Below are 20,264 nucleotides of genomic sequence, written 5' to 3'. Positions count from 1 at the left end.
AACACCTGCATACTAACTCTTTGTATATTTTTTTGTACAAACTATATATTTTAGGTAACCAAGGCACTAATTTAGGTATCAATAAAAACGCTTAAATTACGTTAAAGTGGCTGTAGTAACCATTATAAGGAGGTAAGAGTGAGTCGTAACAAATGTCTTATAGCTGTATTTGCGTTACTGTTTATTGGAGCAACAGCAAGTTTTTCCCGTTCAATAATCGAAAAAAGGATGTGGTATCTGACTACTGATAACCAGATTGAAGAAGCCAGATTCTGGGCTCTTTACCTTGGGAATCATGAAATTCAGCTAACCCGCCGCTTTCCCGGAGAAGGAGAAGTGGAAGTTGAAGCAAACATGAATTTTCAGATCCTCTCAAGTGGATACGCTGAAGGTAACGGTGCTTCAACCCGAGGCAGAGTTGATTGCCATCCCACGATCATGATTTCCACCGAAGAAGGTAAAGAGAGGATTCAAATCGACAGCATCGACTACATCTATGACTTCGGTGATAAGGTTGTGCTCAATGATGGTACAAGGGGAGACTTCGTACTGGATGCCGAAAACAACATAGTCTCTCCCAACCGCTTTTTGCTGAGAAAATATGCTCTGATGGAAGTTCATGGAGAACAGGTACTCAGTAACTCTGCTGATGAGGTTATAATCATGGCTGTAGCATTCAGCAGAGAGGGTATTTTAAAGGCTCAGAAAGAGGAAATCGAGTAGATCCTTCTCCACAAATAACTGGTCACTATTAAGAAAAAGCTTCGGACCAGTTCCGAAGCTTTTTCTTGTTGTTAGCCCTATCAGAATTGTACAATAAAAGTAGGTGCATGGTTTTTTGCAGGTATTTTTCTCTTACATGGCCTCTCAAAGGCTAAGTTTGGCAACGAAAGGCAAAGTTATGCAAATCCAATTCTGCGGTGCAGCTCAAACGGTAACCGGTTCTCAGATCCTTATCACTGTGAATGGCAAAAAAATCCTTCTTGAATGCGGCCTCTTTCAGGGTAGAAGACAGGAAACTTACGAAAAAAATCATAACTTTATATTTGATCCCTCTGAAGTCGATCTTTTGATTTTAAGCCATGCACACATTGATCATAGTGGCAACATTCCAAACCTTGTGAGACAGGGATTTAAAGGCTCAATTTACGCTACCCCGGCAACTATAGACCTATGCAAGATAATGCTCAGAGACTCAGCTTTTTTGCAGGAAAAAGACCTGGAGTGGGTAAATAAGATACGAAGACGACAGCACCTTCCTGAAATGGAGCCCCTCTATTCCATGAGACATGTGGAAGCTGCAATGGATCAGTTTGTTGGAATCGATTTTGACCGCGGTTTTACCATTGCGCCGGGCGTTGAAGCGATGTTTAGGGATGCCGGTCATATACTTGGGTCTGCCGGCATACACCTGGAGATAAACGAAGATGGGGAATACTATCGTCTCGGTTTTACCGGTGATATAGGCAGACCGGATATGCCCCTTACCCACGACCCTAATGTCCTCAGAGATCTGGACATCTTAATCATGGAATGCACCTATGGAAACAGGCATCATGGTGAAACCATCGATATAGAGGAAGAGCTTGCAAGCTCAATACGTGATACCGCCGCAATTGGTGGTAAGATCATTATCCCCTCTTTTGCTGTAGGCCGTACCCAACAACTTGTATACTTTCTCCATAAACTCTTCAATCAAAACAGAATTCCTGATATGCCCGTTTATGTGGACAGCCCCCTGGCATGTAATGCGACTGAAGTGTTCAGAAGTTACCCCAACTACCTGGACCGGGAAACAAAAAGGGTATTTTTGAATGATCATGAAGATCCTTTTGGTTTTAGAAGACTTACGTACATACATGATGTCAATGACTCAAAGAAGCTAAACGGTCAATCATTTCCCCATATAATCATTAGCGGTTCGGGGATGGCAGAGGGAGGAAGGATTCTTCATCACCTGAGAAACAACATTCATAATCAAAGAAATCTGCTTCTGTTTGTAGGTTTTGCTGCCAAAGACACCCTTGCCAGAAAGATTATGGATGGAAACAAACAGATAAAAATTTTCGGTGAAGAGCATACGGTTAGATGTAAGGTAAAAGTGATGGATGCTTTCAGTGCGCATGCGGACCGAAGAGAGCTGCTGGATTATGTGTCGCTAAATACACCTGAGCGGCTAAAACATATATACCTCATTCACGGTGAACCTGATCAGGCGCTGTCATTTAAAGACGGTTTGCGCAGCAAAGGCTTTCAAAACGTACATTACCCCACACTGGGTGAATGTGTGGAGATTTCAAAGCCGGTTCCCGCTTCATAAGCATGGCCGAAGAAAGGAAGCTGATCAGGGTTGTTTGCGCCATAATCAAGGGAGATAACGGCAGAATACTGGCTGCCCAAAGAGGCGAAAGCCAAAATCAGGCAGGGTTGTGGGAGTTCCCCGGGGGCAAAGTAGACCCCGGGGAAACTACCTGCGCCGCTCTTTTACGGGAACTTGATGAGGAACTATCTATTGAAGTAAAATGCATTACTCCCCTAAAGGAAGTAATCCACCATTACCCCGGTTGCAGCATCAAATTAATTCCCTACATCTGCGAAATTGTCCGGGGGAAACCTACTGCACACGAACACTCTGAAGTCCGCTGGGTAACTTTAAAGGAAGCATACACTCTTAGGTGGGCACCAGCAGATATCCCTGTACTCGAAGAATTCTGCCACATAGAACCTAAGTAGCTCTCCAATTCCCGATAAATTAATCACAAAAGTTCTGTCCGCTACATAAGTATATTATACCGCATACTTTCAATTCTGTATTACTTTCTCCTCCGGGGTTTTCTCATGAGCAGTGAACTTATAACGTTTTTAACAGGAGTCATTGCAGGCTCGATCCTTACTGCTATTCCTTTTATAATCAGCGGCCGGGTACGTATCAGGGCAATAATCGATTCTGCAACCGCACAAACCAGAAGCCAAATAACCACTCTTCAGGAACGCCTAAACTCCTCTCAAGCCCAAAAAGAGGAGCTAAACACCACGCATGTCAGGGTGCAGCAGGATTTGTCACTAACCAAAGACAGAGCAGCGGTATTTGAGAGCAAATGTTCTATGCTCACCGAGCAACTTCAAAGCCTTAAAGAAACCCAGCGCCAACGGGAACTACAGATAAGTGAGCTTAATGAAACGATCACAAACAGCTACTCAAAAATCGCGCACCTGGAGACTACCATAGAGTCTGAGCGAAGACGCTTTGAAGAAAAGTTCAAGCTACTCAATGAAGCCAGAGATCAGTTGAAATCAGAGTTTGGTAATTTGGCTAATTCAATATTTGATGAAAAGGTGAAGCGTTTTTCGGAACAAAACCAATCCAACCTGGATCTGGTCCTTACCCCCTTACGGGACCAGCTCGGTGAATTCAGAAAACGGGTCGATGATGTATACACCAGTGAAACGCGCGAAAGGCAATCTCTTTTCGAACAGATAAAAAGTCTTACAGCACTGAATCAGCAGGTTAGTAAGGATGCTGAAAATCTCACACGGGCACTTAAGGGAGATAATAAGGCGCAGGGAAACTGGGGTGAAATGATCCTGGAGCGGGCTCTAGAGATCTCGGGGTTAAAAAAAGGGGTGGAATTTGATACACAATTTTCCTCTACAAACGATGAGGGGCAAAAAATGTTGCCCGATGTTGTGGTGCATCTGCCTGAAGGTCGTGATGTGGTGATAGATTCAAAGGTCAGTCTCATCGATTACCAACGCGCGGTGGAGGCAGCAGATGAAACAGAAAGAGACAATGCGTTAAAAAATCACCTACGTTCTGTTCGAAACCACATTGATGGGCTTAGCTCCAAATCATACGACTCACTATTTAAGATAAACTCTCTTGATTATGTACTGATGTTTATGCCGGTTGAGGCTGCCTTTGTGTGGGCGGTACGCAAGGATCCTGCTTTGTTTGAGTATGCTTACAGAAAGAGGATTATTCTGGTTTCCCCCGCTACTCTTCTTGTAACCCTTCGCACGATCCAAAACATGTGGCAAAGCGAATACCAGAATCGCAATGCGCAGAACATTGCCAAAAAAGCTGCGGATCTCTATGACAAAATTGCCGGATTTATAGATACATTCACCGAAATTCAAAAAGCCATCGATGGTGCATCCGGCAAGTGCAACAAAGCGTTAAAACAACTATCTACAGGAAAGGGAAATATCTTAAAGCGGGTAGAAGAATTTAAAGTTATGGGTGTAAAACCCAAAAAAAATCTACCACCAGAAATACTTGAGACTGATTTCTCCGACACCTCTTCCCTAACTACCAGTGACTCAGGATAAATAATTGAATGTTACGGAAAGTGATGTAGTTAATTATCTTTTAAAGTTCAGGGTATGTGTGATTCGCCCAATAAATCATAACTATGTATAAACAGGTATTTTTTTGATTAAAACACCTTTTGCCCCAAAAGAACGGAGTTTTGTATATGTCTCAGTTTGATTATGATGTAGTGATAATAGGTTCGGGACCCGGTGGGTATGTGGCTGCAATCCGCGCATCACAGTTAAAGCTGAAAACGGCCATTGTGGAACAGGGGAAACTTGGAGGGGTATGCCTCAATATTGGCTGCATCCCATCCAAAGCACTGATTCATCAGGCAGAAATTTTCAGAAGCCGTTTGAAATTAAAAACCATGGGTATAACAATAGATGAGAGCGGATTTGATTACGAATCTGTTTATAAGGCTTCAAGAAAAGCTGCAGATTCTCTGTCCAGAGGAGTGGCTTTTCTGCTTAAAAAAAACGGTGTGGAAGTTATCAGCGGCAAGGCGACCCTTTCGGGTGAACAGGAGATCACTGTTAATGGCGACAGGAAGGTAAGTGCAAAATCGATCATTCTTGCAACTGGTTCAAGTCCTAAACAGATAAAAGGGTTTGAGATTGACAAAGAAACAATTATCTCTTCAGATGAAGCCTTGATGCTTAAAAAAGTACCTGAAAGTGTGCTCATTTTAGGTGGCGGGGCGATTGGGTGTGAATTTGCTCACATACTCAATGCCTTTGGATCAAAGGTGCAAATGGTTGAAGTAATGGAGAACATTTTACCTTACGAAGATTCAGAAGTGACAAATGTACTCAAGCGCTCCTTTAAAAAACGTGGGATTGAAATCGCGACTTCAACCAAAGCGGTTTCTATGGAGAAAAATGAAAACGGTGCCACCGTGATTTTAGAAGATAGCTCTGCCCGGCAGAGCAGTATTACTGTAGAGAAGGTACTGGTGGTAACCGGCCGAGCCCCCAATACCGCCGGGCTTGGCATTGAGCAGCTTGGTATTTCTACTACCAGGGGTTTTATAGAAGTCGGTGATTATGGCCAGACAAATGTTAAATCGATCTATGCTATTGGTGATATAGTAAGTACGCCTCTGCTTGCGCACGTTGCATCAAAGGAGGGTGAAATAGCAGTTGAGCATATAGCCGGTCGTTCACCACAAGCAAAAATTGATACCGCTGCTGTGCCGGGAGCGGTATACTGTGAACCACAAATCGCCAGTTTTGGCCTTACAGAGGAAAAAGCAAAAGCGGCAGCAATTGATTACCGGAAAGCGACATTTCCTTACCGTGGCTCAGGTAAAGCAGTTGCTATTGAAGATGCCGATGGGTTAGTTAAGATCCTTTACAAGCCTGAAACAAAGGAAATTATCGGCGCTCACATCGGTGGCGCACAGGCAACAGAGCTGATTCATGAATTATTGTTGGCCAGACATTCTGAACTACTGCCTCAGGATATTGCAGATATGGTCCATGCTCACCCTACCTTATCAGAGACGGTCATGGAAGCGGCAAGAGCCGTTGAGGGTTGGGCCATACATATATAACTTTATCGGGAAACCGGGTTTAACACCCGGTTTCCCTTTTCTTACTAACAGCTCTCTTCTTTTTCATTTCCGTAACTATTTCTCACCGGTGTCTCAATGTGAGAATTTCCCTTCCGTTACAAACAAAAAAAAGCTTCCCTTATTAGCACCATCGGGCTCACACCGTGGCAATGAATTTGCTACTATACTTAAGGACAAATAAACGCTTCCCTCATTTACTCCAAACCAGACACTCAAACAGGTGTATTCATGGCAGACAAAAACCGTATTTTAATTATAGAGAAGATTCCTGCTGAATCCAGCGATACTATTAATGAACTGCAAAAATCTTATCTCCAATGTGATTACATCACAACTTCTACCAGTAAGGATATACGCGAAATCATACTAAATTTTGCCCCCCACCTGATTATAACTTTTTTCCCATTAGGGGATAGGATCGGTGATGATATTTTAAGGGTTATAAAAGAAACCAAACCGACTGTTCCGGTACTTATGGTAACCGAACCAATGGATCAAAACAGAGTTCCTAACGTGATGAGCCCGATCAGTGGAGTGATCAGTAAAAACAATATCGATCATCTCAGCTCCATTCTACAGAACATCTTAGATGATCCCACTACCGACAAAGGTGAAAATCGCGCAATTGATTCATCTGTTTTAGAAAAAGAACTGGAGTCACTTGTCTCTGAGCGAACAAAAGAGCTTCAAAAAACAAACAATGCGCTCAAAACCGAGATAGCACATTTACGACGTAATGAACTTGAACTCAGAAAAAGCGAACAGCTTCACCGGGAACTGCTTGAAAGTGCAAACAGTATAATCTACAGATGGAACACAAAGGGTGAAATCATCTATATCAATGAATATGCTCTGAATTTTTTTGGGTACCAAAAAAAGGATATTGTAGGAAAGCCTGTCTCAGTTTTTTTTCCCGAAAACTACATTACTAAAAAAGACCTTCCGTTTTTCATAGAGCAGATGCAAAAAAATCCACAGGACTATATAAACATGGAGCACGAAAATGTTTTGGCTGATGGTCAAAGTGTTTTTGTAGCCTACACAAACAAGATCTTATCAGAACCGTTGGATGATACTATAGAAATCCTTTCCATAGGAAACAATATTACCCAACTAAAACTAACTGAAGATCAATTAAGTAGCAAAGAATATGAATTCAGAACTTTAGTAGAAAACCTGCCGGATCTGGTGATCAGATTTTCTGCTGACCTTAAACCTGTTTATGTTAACCCTGCGTTTGAAAAGTGTGTTGGTATCACTCTTAAAAGCATAAAGACACTTGATGACCTTTTTTCATTAAAAGATAGAGATTATGTTCGCGAAAATATTAGCGCTGTAATTACCAACGCGTCAGAAAAAGAATTTAACTTCTCTATGTTTTGTCATAATGGGGAGCGTTTATTTGAATCCAGTGCCATACCCGAAACCGAAAACGGTTCAGACGTTAAAAATGTTTTGATCATAGCCCGTGATGTTACAGAAAAGAGAGCGGCACAAAAGAAACTTGCTCACAAAGCACGGTTTATAAAGTTACTCAACACCCTTGCTAATAATTTCATAAATATAAGCCGTGAAAGATTTGATCACAAAGTAGGTAGAGCTTTGCAATTGATCGGCTCCTTCGCACAGGTAGATAGAGTTGAAATAGCACTTTTTAGTCATAATATGACGAGGTTAAAGAGGCATTACTGCTGGGATATTGCACAAAGCGAAAGTTTAATCCCAAATACGCAGTTAGAAATAAGTGAATTCCCCTGGTATATTTCTAAAATTTTGAAAATGGAGAATGTAGTGATTCCGCTACGGGATGATATGTCTTTAGATTTAAAAGTCAAACCTCAGGAACTTCTCTGTGCTAAATCCGCGTTTCTGTTTCCAATGGTTTCGCGTGGCAAGGTCCGGGGTGTTATCTCTTTTATGTGTATCAGAGAGGAGAAAAAATGGGGTAGAGATTTGCCCAAACTGCTTAGGATTGCCACCACTATGTTAACCAATGCATTGGATAGAAGAGATATAGAAAATACACTGATAGCAGAACATGCCAAAGCTAAAACCTACTTTGAAACAGCAGGTGTGATGCTGTTTGTATTGGACAGAGAAGGAAGGATCGGTTCCATCAATCAGGCAGGCTGCAGGATCCTCGATTCGAAAAAGGAAAATTTAGTTGGAAAAAATTGGTTTGAGAATTTTATTCCCGATGAAGACAAAGCCAGGTTCACGTTAATGTTCAATGATCTTATTTCCGGGAAAAACCACAACTCCTCCTACCACGAAAACTGGATTCAATCTACCAAAGGCGAAAGAAAACTAATTGGGTGGCGCTGTGTACGGCTCAACACCAAACAAGGCCACCCGGATAGTTTACTCTGTTCAGGAAGCGATATTACAACGCTTAGGGAAGCAGAGCAAGATGTAAAAAAATCCGAAGAACGGTATAAGGTATTCTTCGAATCTAATCCTCAGCCAATGTGGGTCTATGATCTTGAAACACTCGCATTCTTGGCTGTTAACGATTCGGCTATAAAACACTATGGTTACAGCAGAGAAGAGTTTCTGTCCATGACGATAAAGGATATCAGACCGGTAGAAGAGATTCCAGACCTGCTTGAAAACGTTAGAAATATTAAAGGAGGTGAAGACAATGCGGGGGTCTGGCACCACATAAAAAAAGATGGTTCTGTTATCGATGTAGAAATCGTATCCCATACCCTTACATTTGACTCCAGAGATGCTGAAATAGTTCTGGCCATTGATGTTACCGAAAAAAAAAGAGCCCAAAATCAGCTCTCTATCGAGCGAGAGCGGGCAGAGAAACGAGCCCGTGAAGCTGAAGAGGGACGAAGTATCCTTGAAGCTCTTATGGAGTATTTTCCGGAAGGAATAATGATTGCAGATGAAACCGCTAAAATAAAACTTATCAGCCGTTTTGGATGCAAACTTCTGGGAAGAAACCTTGAGGAACTCAAAGAAATCCCCTACGACGCAAGGCCTCAAAAATGGGGGTTCTTTCATATAGATGGCATTACACTCCCTAAACCTGAAGAGTTACCCCTGCACAGAGCGATAGCAAACAGAGAGGTGATTAACAACGAAGAGTGGGTCATAACCAGACCCGACAACTCCTCTGTTATAATTTCCGTAAGTGGTGGACCTGTTACGGAGCCTTCAGGTGAGATTACCGGTGGTATTATTTCCTGGAGAGATGTTACCGCCAGAAAGAAGGCTCGTGACCTGATAAAAAAACACACCGTTGAGTTAGCCAGGGCCAATGAGAAACTACGATTGAAAAACAAAGAGCTTGATCTGGCTAACGATCGTCTTAAGCAACTGGATTCACTGAAAAGCGAATTTGTGTCAATCGCTTCACACGAACTCAGAACCCCTCTTGCTGGAATCATTGGCTTAACTCAAACTCTTCGCTCTGAAGACATAGAAATAAGCACGCAGGAGCAAAATAAATTTTTAGGTATAATTGAATCTGAAGGAAAGCGTCTTGCCTCTCTTTTAAATGAGCTTCTTGATCTCACTAAAATAGAAACAGGTGTTACAGATATTAAACCAGAACCAAAGGACATCTCCTCTCTTATCCAGGAAACATTAGAAGTTTTAAAAATACCTGAAGGTGTAAAATTAAACCTCGATATACCCGAACCCGGTACTGTGTGGACCAAAGCAGATCTTGATAGAGTGAAACAGGTTCTGGTCAACCTTGTAGGAAACGCTTTACAGTATACAGGAGAACAAGGAATTGTTACGGTTCACGCATTGTCTGTTGATGGAGTGGTGGAAGTTGATGTTATCGATAATGGTCCGGGTATCAGCAGTGAAGATCAAAAGAAAATTTTTGAAAAGTTTTACAGAACAAAAATGCCTCAGTCAAAAAAAACCAAAGGAAGCGGCCTTGGACTTACCATTGCCAAGCGAATCATTGAAGCACACGGGGGAAAAATCTGGGTTGAATCTGAACCGGGTAAAGGATCTAAATTCAGTTTTACTTTACCTAAGTCAACAAAATGAAATACTAAATATTATCCCTTTTATTCATAGCGAAGCGCATCAACTGGATCCATTCTCGAAGCCTTAAGTGCAGGATAAAGGCCAAACAATATACCAACTGAAGTTATTATCAGGCCGGTATAAAACAGGTGCAGGGGAAGCAAAACCGGCTCTATGGCGCCCTGGGTATAGGTCATTATCTCATCCTTTATCAAAAGCGGCGTGGTTCCCAGAACCATACCAACAGCTCCGCCAAAGAAACTCAATGTGGTTGTTTCCGCTACAAACTGGATAAATATTTGAAAATTATTGGCCCCAAGTGCTTTTCTGACTCCAATCTCCCTTATGCGCTCCGAAATACTTGAGAGCATTACATTCATAATACTCAACCCACCCACCAAAAGAGACATCACCGAGATTATAGACATAAGAACACTTATATTGCCCAACATACTCTGTACATCTTCAACCCATTCGGGTATTCTGTAGGCAAAATCTTCAACCCCTCTGTGACGGGAGGCAAGAACACGGGCCGCACTTTGTGCCTGTTCACGCACCAGTTCAGGGTCGCTCACCTGCACCTGGAGGCGTCCGGGATCGGGATCAAGTCCTGTTATATATTTCTGCATGGCTTTTAAGGGAATAAACACTCCCCGTCTGAGATGCCCCGGATTATTTGCCGGGTGCACTGGACCAAACACACCTACAACCCTGAAGCGTTGAGATCCCGCAGTAATTGTTTCACCAATGATCGATCCGGATAATCCCGCGCTTAGGGTCTTCATAAACTCCTGGGAAATTATACAGTTTCTGATTCCATCACGGTAATCCCTTTCATTAAGCCACCTACCCTCAAGCAGTGTAATCTGATCTTCATAATACTCCATCGCATCACTATCAAGACCTCTTAACAGGGCACGTCTGTTTATCCCGGCTCTTTGGATTGGTAACCATCTGGAGATTTCTGAATGAACATCTACTACATGGGGCGAATTATCAACCAAATACTGACCATCGGAAAACCTCATCCCCGGTGAGCGGGAAAGTGCGATCCTTTGATCCTCTTCCACATTCATATCACTTTGCCAAAACCGAACAGTTCCGATCCACCTGCCCATTGTTTCATTGAGGTATACATCAATTCCACCTATGAGGGTGAGCATAGTAACCAGTGAAGTAACTCCCAGCATAACCCCAAGAACCGAGAGCGCGGAACGAAGTTTATGAGACGCCATCTCTAAGACAGCCATCTTTGACCCAACAGCAATGGAGCGCAGAGCAGTAAGTAAGGACCTAAAAAAACTTATCACAAAAGGATTCATCACTCTAATACCTCAGTGCGTCTACAGGCTGCATCTTTGCCGCACGAAGAGCCGGGAAAAGCCCGCTGACAAGCCCTGTAATAATGGTAAAAAGAATCGCTAATATATAGTCACCTATCGCTAATTGTGGTCTGATGGGAAACAGATCCGGTGAGAGATTAGTTAAAACTACACCGATTATCAAACCAAACAACCCTCCAACAAAACACAACGAAACAGCCTCGATAAGAAATTGAGTAAACAGATCAGACTGCCTTGCACCCAATGCTTTTCTGATACCAATTTCTCTTATTCTATCACCAATGGTTGCAAACATGATATTCATTATGCTTATTCCACCCACAATCAAAGAGATCGCGGCGATACTTCCAAGAAGAATCATTAAACCCTGTGAAGCGACCCGCATCTCCTCGATTTGTGCATAATTTGCAACAATCTCGAAATCTTCAACACCCCTGTGCATCGCTTTCAGTTCATTGCGCATCTGTTCCATAGCAAGGGGAACTACTTCACTGCTACTTAGCTCTACTGCGATTTCATCAATCGTTGCAGATGGTCTGGAAAACTGCGACATATATGATGAAAAGGGGATGAGAACCTGACGAGCCCTGTAAGAGAGATTATCTTCTGTATCAATGGTACCAATAATTCTAAAGGGCCTGTTATTTATAATTATTTCAGAGCCGATATACTCCTGATTCCCAAAGAGCCTTCTTGCAACTATAGAACCTATCAGGCAAACATTACTTGCTCTTTGATGATCATCGCGGGTAAATTCTCTGCCCTTTCCCACTGCGTAATTATACACCCTTAAATGGTCATAAGTAACAGCCTGCGCCCGTACCCAAACGCTTCTTCCCTGAGATGAAACCGGTGACCTGAATTCTATCTGAGGTAAAACAGAAGTAATGTAATCATATCGTTTGGCAAGTTTCTCTGCGTCTTCAACCCGCAGCCCCGGTGACCTGCTAAACTGTACGGCTTCCTGTGAGGATTGGGGCTCAACACTTGAAATAGTAAGCATTCTAAGCCCACCAATCGCTTCAAGGTTAAGACGAACTTCCTCTTCCATTGCCCGTATAAATGCAAGATTCACAAGCAGACTGGTAACCCCAAGAAATATCCCAAGACTTGTAATAACGGAGCGTACCTTGTTTGACCACAGTTCAAGAACACACATCCTTATGTTTACAAAAACTAAATCTCGCAAACGGGAGAGAATCATGCGCTGATCCTGCCATCCTCAAGGTGAATCAGCTTCTTTGCCCTTTCACCCACTTCATGTTCGTGGGTTATTACAACAATCGTATTCCCTTCATTATTCAGTTCAGAGAAAATCGCAAGTATCTCCTCGGTGGTATGGGAATCAAGATTTCCGGTAGGTTCATCAGCAAATATTATCGACGGTCTTTTTACCAAAGCCCTTGCGATCGCCACGCGCTGCTTTTGACCTCCCGATATTTCATTTGGCCTGTGGTGACGGCGCTCCCATATTCCAAGCCGTCGCATAACTTTTTCCACCATCTCCCTGCGTTCAGACAGGGCAGTATTTGCATAGATAAGAGGAAGTTCTACATTCTTCCTTATATCAAGCTTAGGAAGAAGATTAAAATTCTGAAAAACAAATCCAATTCTTGAACTGCGAATCTCTGCCAGTTTATTCTGTTTTAACGAACTGACAGATTCTCCGTTTATCAGATACTGTCCACTGCTTGGCACATCAAGGCAACCAAGGATATTCAGCAAAGTTGACTTTCCTGCTCCGCTCTGCCCCATTATAGCTGTATAATCACCCTGCTGCACAGTTAAATTTATATCCTTTAAAACCGCGACACTGGTTTTGCCAAGCATATAGCTTTTGCATAAATCTATTGTTTGTATAACAGGTGACACTGGTATGCGATCTCCTAATTCCAAGTCTTTTATTTCACTGAAGCAGTATTAATAGTGAGGGCACTTGCCCTGCTCATAGCTTATCTACCGGGCCGAGGGGGCATGTAAACAACTTTGTCGCCTTCATTCAAACCCGAAAGTATCTGGTAGTATTTATAATCAGTAGCACCAATCTCCACACTTACCTTTTCGACTGTTTCATCACCATCAGGGCCAGCCTTTGCGATATGAACGAAATTTTTTCCATCTTCAACGCTTACATAATGGTAAGGGACAGCAACCTGAGCACTTTTTTGCAAAACCACAAACTCTACATTTACATTTATCCCCGGAGCTATACCAGGTATAAGCGAATCAACTGATGCCCTTATCTCAAAGCTCCCAAGCTCACTACTGTTATCTCTCTTTGCACTCAAAGAGATAAACTGCACCGTTCCATTAGTACTTGTTCCTTCAATGGCTTCGGGCCTGATTATTACATTTTGCCCTTTTTCTATGTGGATATAATCTACTTCCCCTACAGAAGTAATAACTTCCAATTTGCTGATATCTGAAATTGTGGCGATAGGGGTACCACTTTGCAGCCCGGATGTGGCAGACACAGCAATCTCCCCCTCCTTAACAAACAAGCTTGTAATAACCCCATCCATCGGAGATCTAACCACCGTTTCTTTAAGTTGATCCTCAATATCCCTAAGCTCCAGTTGCTGCTGCTGGAAACTGATGCTCGCCAGATCACGTGCAATTTCAAGATCATCCAATCTGCGTCTTGAAACCGAACCAGTCTCCAGAAGCCGCTTTCCGTTTTCGAAATCACGGTCCGCGATCTGTTTTTCAAGCCGGGAGCGTCTTAAGCCAAGTTGCAGCTTTTCTCTCTGTGTGTGCAGACGTGACGGATCAATAACTAAAATGGTATCCCCGGCAGAAACTTTCTGTCCCTCCTGAACCAGTACCCTTTCAATTCTCCCACTCGCTTCACTCTTGAGATCAACCTGTACAACCGGTTGAACAAGACCGGTCTGTGAGATTCTATCCTCCAGATCAACTGCTCCTGCGGTATAGTACTCTCTTAATCTTCTCCTGCCGGAAGATTCGTTATCACCTCCGCAGGAAACTATGAAAATCAGGGACAAAACAGTAACTACAATACACTTACGATTCATTTATATATACTCCAAATCTGTCAAACAGAGTTCCTGTTATCTCTTCTATAACTATCTGAAGCCTTTTTAGATCAATTATCGCCTGAATAGCTGTGACCTCTGCAGCAACCAGATCGTTCTGTGCTTTTATCAATGACAAACGATCCTCTGTCCCAAGCTCATAACCTCTTTTAGTGGCTTCATACTGCTTGTAAGCAAGGTCAACCGAAAGGTTACTGTAGTGAAGCATCTCTTTATCCTGCTGCCATTTATCCCGCAACTCCTTTAAAAAATATCGCTGCTCCAAACGGTGTTGCTCAAAGCTCAACTCCTCTGATTTTAAAGAGAGCTCCTGCTGCTCTATTTGGGATCTGGTTGAAACTGAAGGGAGTGAATAGTTAAGAACAAAACCAATGCTTGCACCAGAACCTGAAGGTTGAAGTGGAGGTATCTGTGATGGTTGCGGGTTATAGTCATAAGATGCCCTCAGATTAAGCTCCGGAAGTAAATCGTTTCTACGCTGCTTTATCCGCAGAGAAGTTAACTCCTGCATTCGCTCAAATATCTTCACCTGAGGATCATACTTTAAAGCCTTATCAATAAGTTCGTCAGGGTCACCAATATCGGGAATCAAAACATCCTGCTGCTGCGATATCGTTACTTCCGAAGCATCAACCCCAAGCGCGGCAGCAAGCCGGTACAGTGAACTTTGACTCTCGTTTTCGATCCGAAGCATATTTCGCTTTGCATTTGCATACTGAAGAGCCGCGCTTAAGGTATCCAGTGCTGAAGCTTCTCCTATTACAAATCGCTCCCGTTCACTTTTCATAAACTCTTCAGTCAGGGTAACCTGGTTTTCCTGAATTCTCTGCAGTTCCTTACGCTCAAACGCATTCCAGTATAGATTTCTTACATCTGATAAGGTTGAAAGTATCCTCTGTCTTCTGCCGATAGAAAGCAGTTCGTTATTGATTGTTGTGATCTGTATTCCAAGTTCTACCGGGGAATTGGACCAGGCATTTCTAAGTAGAGGTTGCTCTACCCCAGCCACATATCTCCGGTCGCTTGTACTCCTGGAAGTGCTTCTTTGTATGCCTCCCGACTGCTCCACCGTTCCAAAAACCGTCCCCCCACCAGGGATAGTTTGAGAAACTGTGGCGGAAGCGTTCGCCGAAGAGATAGAATCGTCCAAAGACCCGCTCCCCCGCAAGGACACCTGTGGCAAACGTTTTGATGAAACCTCACGTAGTTTCAGTGAATCTGTTTGTGATTCTAAGTTATGAATCCGTATATCAGTATTGTTCGACAGTGCTTTTAAGAGCACATCATTTTCACTCAGCCCTTCAGCATAAATAGTAAATGTGAAGAAGGCAATTACTACAGGCACAAATAGCAACATAGTGGTTTTTTCTGGGTAAAGTTTTGTGTATAAAAAAGAAAATAATAAAAAGGGCTCAGCGTACAATCGATTTGCAACCAAAATGCTGAGTTTTTTTCTTCTCATTAGAGTACATAGTTGTACACAGTTTTATTTACCCAGTTACTGCATTGGCATCAAAGTAACACATTTCAAGCACAAAACCTGCCTTTTTACCCCTTCCCCAAAACCCCTTTGATTTCCTTGTCCACCCATGCTATTTTATGGACTTCAAGGAGGTGCATTTAAACGTTTTAACCATATGGAGTACTTTCAAATGATAGAAAAAATCATACCTGAACCCGTTCAGGATCTTAAAAATATCTTCAAAGATGAACTCTCAGAGGTCTCGTTTCCCGACGTAAGCAGTGATGTTCTTGATGAACTGACACAAGAGGTTGAGAACAAGGCACATGAGCTGGAAAAGATCAAAGAACTCCTGGCAGCTGCTCACGAAGCACTGGAAATGGCTAATCAGGATCTGATCACAAAAGCCTCACGTGGCCTTGCCTATGCCAAAGTTTATGCTGAGGGCAATGATGAGTTGATGGAAAAATTAAACTCCATTAAGCTTACCAGAGCCCAGAAGGCTGTAAAAAAAAGCAGCTCTGATAGTGATGGTAAGAGAAAGAGAAAAAGAAAAACAACCAGCACCCAGGAAACGCCTTCGGAAAATGATGTGGAAAATAAGGAGCCCCAAACACCTGAGAATGCATAGGAACAGAAAAAAAGCTAAGCCGGTTTCAGGCGTCCACCGGGCATCTCTAGACCTGTGAAACGGAGTAGGAAAATGGTTCAGGATGCGATTTGCCGCAGCAAGTTCATCACTTAGCTACAAAGATCCTGTTCCGTTTTCCTCAATTCAGTCAAATCTGCCACAGAAAGGTATACCAGGCGTTCTCCGGCCGAAGTTTCCACAACTGCTACGGTGCAGGATACGAACGTACTGTTTGAAGCAACTGTTTCAGCTTAAGCATTTTACACTCTCCGCCACTCAAATGAAAAAGATTTGCTCCCCTAACATCACCATTATATAGTTAAAGAGTTCAAAAAAAGGATAATTGGCACAAATTCTCTGCAGATATCCATCGAATAGAATTACTGGCTCACTGCAAAACCGCAACAGTTCTTAAAAGCAAAACTGTCTTCATTGGTATCCTCAAACAGAGAAGACAGGTCCATAGAAACCCCTGCAACTAACGTTTATAGAAAGATGTTTCTGATAAATTCCTACAAAAATTGCAAGCGGCCAAACCATGTTAGACCAGGCTTGGTCTATAGCGGTTACAGTGAAATTGGAGATGTTTTTGCTTCTGATATCCATCAGATTAAATCTTATAGGAGGCAGCTTTGAAAAGAATACTGGTAATCGCTGACATTCAAAACGATTTTTGCCCCGGAGGCGCACTTGCCACCAAAGACGGAGATAAGATAATTCCTAATGTTAACAAACTGCTCAACTGCGACACCATAGAACGTGCTATAGCCGCTCAGGATTGGCACCCCCAAGATCACATCTCCTTTGCCTCAGTCCATGGGTTACAACCCTTTCAGAAAAAGACTGTAGAGTATGGGGAGCAGATGCTTTGGCCTGATCACTGCGTACGGGGAACACAGGGCGCACAGTTCCATCCACAACTTGATGAACGCAATATCCATTTTGTAGTGCGTAAGGCCTACCATAAAAACATTGACGATTACAGTGTGTTTTTTGAAAACGACAAAAAAACCGCAACAGGAGCACATGCTCTGGTGGATTACATCGCCGGTGGGGAGGAGTTTTTCCTGATCGTCTGCGGTATTGCCACCGACTACTGCGTGCTCTACACTGCTTTAGATGCTAAACAGACGCTTGGCTATGGGCGGGTAGCGGTGGCGGTGGATGCATGCGCAGGCATTACCCCCGATACAACCGAGGATGCATTAAAAGAGATGACTGAAGCAGGTGTAGAGCTCCTGAGTACCCAACAGGTTCTACAATAGTGGGGGTTAACAGGGTACTTGCTAAGAATAGATTTATTGTCAATTAGATATTTTTATTTTAAATAATAACTACTATTTCTTAGAAACAGTGTAGCACCAATTTCTATAACTATGAGCCTTAAGACAGCAACATAAATATTCTATTACCAGTCAGATAGAAGTTAAGTCACTGTAGTTTAGTAGGTAAATCTTTGGCATGGCTAAGCATTTGTTTAAAAACAATATCAGATCCTAATCCAGCTAAGAATGCAGTTACTATAGCGGACAAAAATTTGTAGGCCTCGTAAAATAAATTTTCCGGTACCCTTACCCCCTGTCCCCCAAGCAAAAGTGGGATCAGGTAAACCAATCCAACAATGAGCCCTGCAACACCACCAACAATAATCGAAGATATCGGTACCATATCCGTTGAATCATCCACAACGATTCGAACACCGGCACCGGTTGCTCCTGCTACACCCAACCCAACTACAGATATCAGCAGATTAAAGATACCACCCCATGAATCAAAGAAGATGAAAAAAAGGGCAATCATTAGAAAAAGCGTGAACAAACTTACACCCAAATACTTTGTCTTATGTGTTTGAGAAAAAAATTTTAGGCATGCATCTTCATTTTTATTTCGTTGTTCGGTTTCCTTTGTTCGTTTAACACACTCTTCTTTTAACCAACTGATACCTTCTTTTACATTCTTATTCTTACTGTTCGAAGGATAATCAAAGCCAACAGCATTTAATGCTAGTTGATTGCGGACCTTTTGAGATGTTCCATCAAATCCATCTATTGCAAGTATAGGTAAACCAAGTGCAATTGCTATTTGCGCAGCTGTGAGAGTTGTATTACCACCTGCCATTATCAATACACCATCAATATCTTTTGCTTTAACCAATGTATTGTAGAATGGGACTTCCCAATCTTCAATCGGAATGGGTTGGTCTGTGTTAAAAGCTTTAGGCATATTTTTCTCTTCACAAAACCCAACTTTACCTTGCTGTTTGGTGATATACCTTACCTGAATCGGTCTTTCTGTTTTTTTTTGAATTTTTTTTAATTTTTCCTCACCTTTTATCTTTTTTAGTTTGTCTATATAACCGCAGACTATACATCTTTCAAATTCTTTGGCTAAAAAAACCATTATGCCTAAATCCGCCTCTGCTAATTGAGCACCTAAGTTTTCTGCAAATTTTTTAGCATTCTCCTTAGAATCTTTTAAACGATCAAAACTTCCAATTATTGCTATAAAATGCTTACTTTTAAGTGTCATAGGGACATATCCCGGCAAAAATTTGGAATTTACCACAATACTATACTGATAAGGGTGGTTCTTATCTTAAAAAATGCATCTAAAACCATGCCATGCTAATGTTAAAGTGTTTTGTTGTTATTACTATTAATTAGACAAAACAGAGAGTTTTATTCACCCCTAAGGGGCAAACATAAATTGCCCCATAATATGCGTGTTTCTGTTGTAGATTCTGGCAATATACAATCTACCGGGAGATTGACTGTAATTGTTTCTGGATAAGATTCCATCAAAAAACTCATTGTTTTTAGTGCTAAACTGCACAATAAGCCTACCGCTTATATCATAATTTTCAGCTACCAGCACTTCACCTGAATAACTGTTAATAAAATCATTTATTTCATTGAGGTTCTTCAGCAGCCTGCCTCCGTTATCTTCCTGTAGAAATTGAGGTGGACTTCGCATGACTGAAACTGGTTTAGTGTACTCAAAAGCCCCTATGTCCCAGCCCCCGCCAAAGAGCAGCAATGGGCAAATCCATCTGTCTTCTAGCCAAATATCCCGGTCTTAGAGCTCGATCTCATCAAGCTCTAAGAATCTAAAATGGTGCCTCTCCCAAGGCTCATCCATAAAGGTTCGAAGCACGATTCTCTTTGGATACTGAATAGGGTGCCCACGGTTTCTTAACCAGGCTCATCTCTTTTTCCTCATCGGTTGTGCTTTTCGTCACCATTCTTTTATTGAGTCGATCGTGAACTGAACGAACGAATTCAGAGCTCCCACCAGCCACGCTAAAAGCTCCGTATCAACAAGGCAATACCGTTGCCTAATCCCCTGAATTTCACAATATCCTCCCCATGCCCATTCCCTGGGGTGACTCCCTGCACCGGCCTCACCATATTAAAATCGATGTGACACAAGCATTTCAACAGGTAATCTCCTGTTCCAACTGCTGTTGCATGATACCTGTCCGACCGAAAAGCCCCCGTCCTTTTGTTAACTAAATTGTAGCACTGAGCAGTCTGGCCCTCGGTAAGCTGCATGCTTGGAGCAATTACAGACTCTTTCTGCGCCATCATACGCCAGCAGATGGATATGATTGTCGGTTAAACCGTTTCAACTTATACCTGTGGTTCGACTCCATAAGCCATTTCTTCCATGTCTGTTTTTGGGGAGTATGCTGCAACAAATATCGCCGATCATGGCAACGGTGAGTTATATGCCAAATTAAGCCGGGAAAATATGTTCGATTTGCTCTTGGCATAAGCAGATGCTTTCCTCATGAGGTGGGATGGTTTGAGTGCCCGAATAATCTTGAACCTGTAATGTATGCGGAAAAGAAGAAAATAATAGAAATGCTTCCGGATGTGAGCTGAAATT

The 20,264-nt window shown here is 42.4% G+C and carries 16 protein-coding genes; 8 read left to right on the top strand and 8 right to left on the bottom strand.

Annotation, left to right across the window (positions count from 1 at the left end; translation table 11 throughout):
* The first annotated feature begins 138 nt into the window (after window positions 1-138).
* The 6 genes from QA601_07905 (at window position 139) to QA601_07880 (ending at window position 9,905) form a co-directional block, all read left to right on the top strand.
* Window positions 139-723, top strand: a complete 585-nt coding sequence (locus QA601_07905) for a hypothetical protein (protein MDG5814996.1) — start codon at window positions 139-141, stop codon at window positions 721-723.
* Window positions 724-901: 178 nt separating this feature from the next.
* Window positions 902-2,320, top strand: a complete 1,419-nt coding sequence (locus tag QA601_07900; protein ID MDG5814995.1) for an MBL fold metallo-hydrolase — start codon at window positions 902-904, stop codon at window positions 2,318-2,320.
* 2 nt (window positions 2,321-2,322) lie between these two features.
* Entirely contained in the window at window positions 2,323-2,733 is a 411-nt protein-coding gene (locus QA601_07895) for a (deoxy)nucleoside triphosphate pyrophosphohydrolase (GenBank protein MDG5814994.1), read from the top strand.
* A gap of 105 nt (window positions 2,734-2,838) precedes the next feature.
* Window positions 2,839-4,329 carry a DNA recombination protein RmuC gene (gene rmuC, locus QA601_07890; GenBank protein MDG5814993.1) on the top strand — a complete coding sequence of 497 codons (1,491 nt, stop codon included), beginning with the start codon at window positions 2,839-2,841 and terminating at the stop codon, window positions 4,327-4,329.
* 146 nt (window positions 4,330-4,475) lie between these two features.
* Window positions 4,476-5,867 (top strand): dihydrolipoyl dehydrogenase, encoded by a 1,392-nt coding sequence (gene lpdA / locus QA601_07885; protein MDG5814992.1) that lies wholly within the window; start codon window positions 4,476-4,478, stop codon window positions 5,865-5,867.
* A 249-nt stretch (window positions 5,868-6,116) separates the two neighbouring features.
* Window positions 6,117-9,905, top strand: a complete 3,789-nt coding sequence (locus tag QA601_07880; GenBank protein MDG5814991.1) for a PAS domain S-box protein — start codon at window positions 6,117-6,119, stop codon at window positions 9,903-9,905.
* A gap of 20 nt (window positions 9,906-9,925) precedes the next feature.
* On the opposite strand, the gene QA601_07875 is transcribed toward QA601_07880, so the two are convergent.
* The 5 genes from QA601_07875 to QA601_07855 all read right to left on the bottom strand — a co-directional run bounded on the left by QA601_07875 (window position 9,926) and on the right by QA601_07855 (window position 15,640).
* Window positions 9,926-11,206, bottom strand: a complete 1,281-nt coding sequence (locus tag QA601_07875; GenBank protein ID MDG5814990.1) for an ABC transporter permease — start codon at window positions 11,204-11,206, stop codon at window positions 9,926-9,928.
* 4 nt (window positions 11,207-11,210) lie between these two features.
* Window positions 11,211-12,431 (bottom strand): ABC transporter permease, encoded by a 1,221-nt coding sequence (locus QA601_07870; protein MDG5814989.1) that lies wholly within the window; start codon window positions 12,429-12,431, stop codon window positions 11,211-11,213.
* On the bottom strand, window positions 12,428-13,099 hold the full coding sequence (locus QA601_07865) for an ABC transporter ATP-binding protein (protein MDG5814988.1): 672 nt from the start codon (window positions 13,097-13,099) through the stop codon (window positions 12,428-12,430). Before QA601_07865 ends, QA601_07870 begins: the two co-directional genes overlap by 4 nt.
* An 80-nt stretch (window positions 13,100-13,179) precedes the next feature.
* Entirely contained in the window at window positions 13,180-14,262 is a 1,083-nt protein-coding gene (locus QA601_07860; GenBank protein MDG5814987.1) for an efflux RND transporter periplasmic adaptor subunit, read from the bottom strand.
* Window positions 14,252-15,640 (bottom strand): TolC family protein, encoded by a 1,389-nt coding sequence (locus QA601_07855; GenBank protein MDG5814986.1) that lies wholly within the window; start codon window positions 15,638-15,640, stop codon window positions 14,252-14,254. Before QA601_07855 ends, QA601_07860 begins: the two co-directional genes overlap by 11 nt.
* A 295-nt stretch (window positions 15,641-15,935) precedes the next feature.
* On the opposite strand from QA601_07855, the gene QA601_07850 reads away from it, so the two are divergent.
* Together QA601_07850 and pncA are read left to right on the top strand one after the other, a co-directional pair.
* Window positions 15,936-16,376, top strand: a complete 441-nt coding sequence (locus QA601_07850; protein ID MDG5814985.1) for a hypothetical protein — start codon at window positions 15,936-15,938, stop codon at window positions 16,374-16,376.
* Between the two features lie 632 nt (window positions 16,377-17,008).
* On the top strand, window positions 17,009-17,641 hold the full coding sequence (gene pncA / locus QA601_07845; GenBank protein ID MDG5814984.1) for a bifunctional nicotinamidase/pyrazinamidase: 633 nt from the start codon (window positions 17,009-17,011) through the stop codon (window positions 17,639-17,641).
* A 166-nt stretch (window positions 17,642-17,807) separates the two neighbouring features.
* Here the strand turns inward: pncA and QA601_07840 are convergent, their stop codons facing one another.
* From QA601_07840 to QA601_07830, 3 genes are all read right to left on the bottom strand, one after another.
* On the bottom strand, window positions 17,808-18,905 hold the full coding sequence (locus tag QA601_07840) for a hypothetical protein (protein MDG5814983.1): 1,098 nt from the start codon (window positions 18,903-18,905) through the stop codon (window positions 17,808-17,810).
* Between the two features lie 159 nt (window positions 18,906-19,064).
* The gene (locus QA601_07835) at window positions 19,065-19,412 is read right to left on the bottom strand and encodes a hypothetical protein (GenBank protein MDG5814982.1); all 348 of its coding nucleotides are present in this window, start codon (window positions 19,410-19,412) and stop codon (window positions 19,065-19,067) included.
* Window positions 19,413-19,506: 94 nt separating this feature from the next.
* A complete protein-coding gene (locus QA601_07830) occupies window positions 19,507-19,674 on the bottom strand; it encodes a hypothetical protein (GenBank protein MDG5814981.1) in 168 nt (55 codons plus the stop codon).
* Between the last annotated feature and the right edge of the window lie 590 nt (window positions 19,675-20,264).

Source organism: Chitinispirillales bacterium ANBcel5 (assembly GCA_029688955.1).
GTDB classification, from domain to species: domain Bacteria; phylum Fibrobacterota; class Chitinivibrionia; order Chitinivibrionales; family Chitinispirillaceae; genus Cellulosispirillum; species Cellulosispirillum alkaliphilum.
Note: the sequence above shows the minus strand (reverse complement) of the source record. Positions and strands in the feature narration are given on the sequence as shown.